The sequence below is a fragment of the Neisseria sp. P0022.S010 genome, from assembly GCF_051956635.1.
Genome location: NZ_JBQCXF010000259.1, coordinates 1 through 4,039, shown reverse-complemented (window position 1 = coordinate 4,039; position 4,039 = coordinate 1). Strand labels below are relative to the sequence as shown.

4 protein-coding genes are annotated in these 4,039 nt (G+C 49.1%); all 4 read left to right on the top strand.

Translation table 11 applies throughout. From position 1 onward, the window contains the following. Positions 1-288 precede the first annotated feature (288 nt). Positions 289-951, top strand: a complete 663-nt coding sequence (locus tag ACTHUT_RS14850) for an SCO family protein (RefSeq protein ID WP_003680035.1) — start codon at positions 289-291, stop codon at positions 949-951. 83 nt (positions 952-1,034) lie between these two features. Beyond that, positions 1,035-1,688, top strand: coding sequence for an ATP phosphoribosyltransferase (gene hisG, locus ACTHUT_RS14845; RefSeq protein WP_250601221.1), 654 nt, complete (start codon positions 1,035-1,037; stop codon positions 1,686-1,688). Positions 1,689-1,736: 48 nt separating this feature from the next. Then, the gene (gene nfsA / locus ACTHUT_RS14840) at positions 1,737-2,462 is read left to right on the top strand and encodes an oxygen-insensitive NADPH nitroreductase (protein ID WP_250601219.1); all 726 of its coding nucleotides are present in this window, start codon (positions 1,737-1,739) and stop codon (positions 2,460-2,462) included. 71 nt (positions 2,463-2,533) lie between these two features. Continuing rightward, positions 2,534-3,826 carry a histidinol dehydrogenase gene (hisD, locus tag ACTHUT_RS14835; RefSeq protein ID WP_250601217.1) on the top strand — a complete coding sequence of 431 codons (1,293 nt, stop codon included), beginning with the start codon at positions 2,534-2,536 and terminating at the stop codon, positions 3,824-3,826. Positions 3,827-4,039 lie beyond the last annotated feature (213 nt).

The following is a 4,039-nucleotide window of genomic DNA, read 5'->3' as shown; positions in this document are numbered from 1 at the left end:
GGGCTAGCGAAGAAGTCGTCATTATAGCGAGTTCTCAAATCTTGTAAAGCAGTAATTGAAAAAAAATTGGATTATTTTTATATTTGTTTCATTTTTAATAAATTAAACTTTTTGTGTTTGATGGTTATCTAAATGGAAGGCAGATTTTTAAAACAAAAAAAGCAGTATTTACCTGCAAAAAGGGCTATATTTAATGTGTCAAACGCGTTAATATGAAGATGTTTTGTTTTTATATCGGCCGGGCAGTTATTTGGCCGCACTTATTTGAAACGGTTTTGGAGAAAATTTATGCTTTCCGTTACACGAACTTTCCTACTCAGTGCTTTTGCGTTGGCTGCTCTGGCTGCTTGTCAGCCTAAAGAGGAGGCCAAAGAGGCTTCTTCGACACCTGCCGCTTCTGCTGCACCTGCCGCTTCCGGTGAGTCTGCACCCAAAGTGCAAGCGCGTGGTACCGATATGCGCAAAGAAGACATTGGCGGCGATTTCACATTGACCGATGGCGATGGCAAACCTTTCAGCCTGAGCGACTTGAAAGGCAAAGTGGTTATCCTGTCTTTCGGTTATACCCACTGTCCTGACGTATGCCCAACCGAGTTGCTGACTTACAGCGACACGTTGAAACAATTGGGCGATCAGGCTAAAGACGTGAAAGTAGTATTTGTTAGCATCGACCCTGAGCGCGATACGCCTGAGGTAATCGGCAAATACGCCAAACAGTTCAACCCTGATTTTATCGGCCTGACGGCAACCGGCGATCAAAGCCTGCCTGTCATCAAACAGCAATACCGTGTGGTATCGGCTAAAGTCAACCAAAAAGAAGACAGCGAAAACTATTTGGTTGACCACTCTTCAGGTGCATATCTGATTGATAAAAACGGCGAAGTGGCAATTTTCTCGCCTTATGGCAGCGAGCCGGAAACGATTGCGGCTGATGTGAAAACTTTATTGTAAAACCGTAGTTGGGGCCGTCTGAAATGGGTTGTGGATTTCAGACGGCCTTCTTGCTTTATGATACGGCAAAGGAGAAGAAAAAAATGACCGACACACTTTTAACGATTGCTTTATCTAAGGGGCGAATTTTTGAGGAAACCCTGCCGCTGTTGGCTGCCGCCGGTATTGTGCCTGCGGAAGAGCCGGAAAAGTCGCGCAAGCTGATTATTGGCACGAATCATAACAACATCCGTTTGGTAATTGTACGCGCGACCGACGTGCCGACTTATGTGCAATATGGTGCGGCAGATTTTGGTATTGCCGGTAAGGACGTGCTGATCGAGCATGGCGGAGATGGCCTGTATCAACCTTTGGATTTGCACATCGCCTCATGCCGCATGATGGTTGCAGTTAAAAAAGGTTTTGATTACGCCGCCGCTTCCAAACCCGGCAGCCGCTTGCGGATTGCCACCAAATATCCCGACATCGCCGCCGAACACTTTGCCGACAAGGGTGTGCATGTGGACATCATCAAACTGTACGGTTCGATGGAGCTTGCGCCTTTGGTCGGGCTGAGCGACGCGATTGTTGATTTGGTTTCCAGCGGCAATACATTGAAGGCCAATGGTTTGGAAGCTGTAGAACATGTGGCCGATATTTCCAGCCGCTTGGTGGTCAACAAAGCGGCGTTGAAAACCAAATATGCGCTGTTGAATCCGATTATTCAGGCATTTGAAAATGCCGCTAAGGCCGTCTGAAAAGTTTTTGGCAAAAACTGTCTGCCAACCCAGTTTGAAAGCCCCGTCATGATGCAAAGCAAACCGACACTCGATACGATTCTTTCCCATCGTTCCATCCGCAGGTTTACTTCCGAACCGATTGCAGATGAAATCCTCGATACGCTGGTTCGCGCCGGACAGCAGGCTTCGACTTCCAACAATCTGCAATGCGTTTCCATCATCCGCGTATCCGATCTTGCGTTGAGGCAGGGGATACATGAAGCGGCAGGAAGCGCCCCTTATATTGTCCATTGTGCGGAATTTTTATTGTTTTGCATCGATTTTTCCAAACACAAGGCGATGTTTCTTGATGCGCAAATTGATTGGGCGGAAGTCACCCTGATTGGCGCGGTCGATGCAGGCATTATGGCGCAAAACGTATTGCTTGCCGCCGAATCGCTTGGGCTGGGCGGCGTGTATATCGGCGCGTTGCGCAATGATGCGCAAAAAGTGTCGGACGTGTTGAACCTGCCGGATTATTGCGTGCCTTTGGTGGGGTTGTGCCTCGGTTATCCCGACCAAGACCCACCGCTCAAACCGCGCCTACCTAAGGAAATGGTCTATGCCGAAAACACCTGTCCGAGCCTGAATGCCGAGGCGGTTGAAGCCTATAATCAGGCAGTGGCGGATTATTATGAGTTACGCAAGGGCAGCCCGATACCTTGGAAAGAATCGCTGGCCAAAACCTTGGGCGATCCTGTGCGGCCGCATATGTTGGCGTTTTTGCAGAAAAAAGGTTTTTTGAAAAGATAATGTTCAGACGGCATGTGTGTGGCTGAGGCCGTCTGAAAACAATAGGAACGAAAAAAGGAAGAGAGCAAACCATGAAGAAACTCGACACCCAATCCCCTGATTTTCAAGCCGAACTTAAAGCGTTACTCGCTTTTGAAACCGCGCAAAACCCTGAAATCGACCGTATTGTTGCCGACATCTGTGCCGATGTTCAAAAACGCGGCGATGCGGCGCTGATTGAATACACCAACCGTTTTGACGGTACATCCGCTCAAACCATCGATGATTTAATCCTGACGCAAGACGATTTGCAGTCTGCGTTTGAGCGTTTGCCCGAAAACATTCAGACGGCCTTGAAAACGGCCGCGCGACGGGTGGAAAGCTACCATAAACACCAAAAAATGGAGTCGTGGACTTACGAAGACGAAGACGGCACGCTTTTGGGTCAACAGATTACGCCGCTTGACCGTGTCGGTATTTATGTTCCGGGCGGTAAAGCCGCTTATCCGAGTTCCGTCATCATGAACGCCATGCCTGCCCATGTTGCCGGCGTGAAAGAAATCATCATGGTCGTTCCCGCTCCGAAAGGCGAACGCAACGATATTGTGTTGGCGGCTGCTTTTATGGCCGGTGTAACCAAAGTGTTTACGGTCGGCGGCGCTCAGGCGGTTGCGGCTTTGGCTTATGGTACGGAATCTGTGCCTCAAGTCGATAAGATTACCGGTCCGGGCAATGCTTTTGTCGCTGCAGCCAAACGACGCGTGTTCGGCGTGGTCGGTATCGATATGGTAGCAGGGCCGTCTGAAATTTTGGTGATTGCCGATGGTACGACGCCTGCTGATTGGGTGGCCATGGATTTGTTCAGTCAGGCGGAACACGATGAAATTGCACAAGCGATTTTGATCGGTACTTCTCAAACGTATTTGGACGAAGTTCAGACGGCCATGAACCGCTTGATTGAAACCATGCCGCGCCGTGCGATTATTGAGGCTTCATTGGGCTACCGCGGCGCAATGATTTTGGCTAAAGATTTGGACGAAGCCTGCGAAATCGCCAACTATATTTCTCCCGAACACTTAGAACTGTCGGTCGAAAATCCGCAAGAGTGGGCGAAAAAAATCCGCCACACCGGTGCGATTTTCATGGGACGCTATACCAGTGAAAGCCTTGGCGACTATTGCGCAGGCCCCAACCACGTTTTACCGACCAGCCGCACGGCGCGTTTCTCTTCTCCTTTGGGAACATATGACTTCCAAAAACGCTCCAGTCTGATTCAGGTTTCAGAACAAGGGGCGCAGAAGTTGGGCAAAACCGCCAGCGTGTTGGCGCATGGCGAAAGCTTGACCGCGCACGCCAGAGCGGCCGAGTTCCGTTTGAAAGACTGAGTGAAACGTTGAAGTCGTAAGAAATCAAAAAAGGGCATCTAAACAGATGCCCTTTTTATTGTGATGAAGATTTTAGCTGAGAAGGTATCAGGCCGTCTGAAAACAGGTTTAACGGTTTTTCAGCCAGTCATTACGCATTTGTGCGGCTTCTTCAAAATAGCGGTAAAGCTCGGTTTTGTTGCCGTCTGAAAGGAGCTGTTCCAATTTGGATAA

Bases quoted from the DNA above. Each gene is read 5' to 3' on its own strand.
- ACTHUT_RS14850 (WP_003680035.1), top strand. From the start codon at position 289: ATGCTTTCCGTTACACGAACTTTCCTACTCAGTGCTTTTGCGTTGGCT.
- hisG (WP_250601221.1), top strand. From the start codon at position 1,035: ATGACCGACACACTTTTAACGATTGCTTTATCTAAGGGGCGAATTTTT.
- nfsA (WP_250601219.1), top strand. From the start codon at position 1,737: ATGATGCAAAGCAAACCGACACTCGATACGATTCTTTCCCATCGTTCC.
- hisD (WP_250601217.1), top strand. From the start codon at position 2,534: ATGAAGAAACTCGACACCCAATCCCCTGATTTTCAAGCCGAACTTAAA.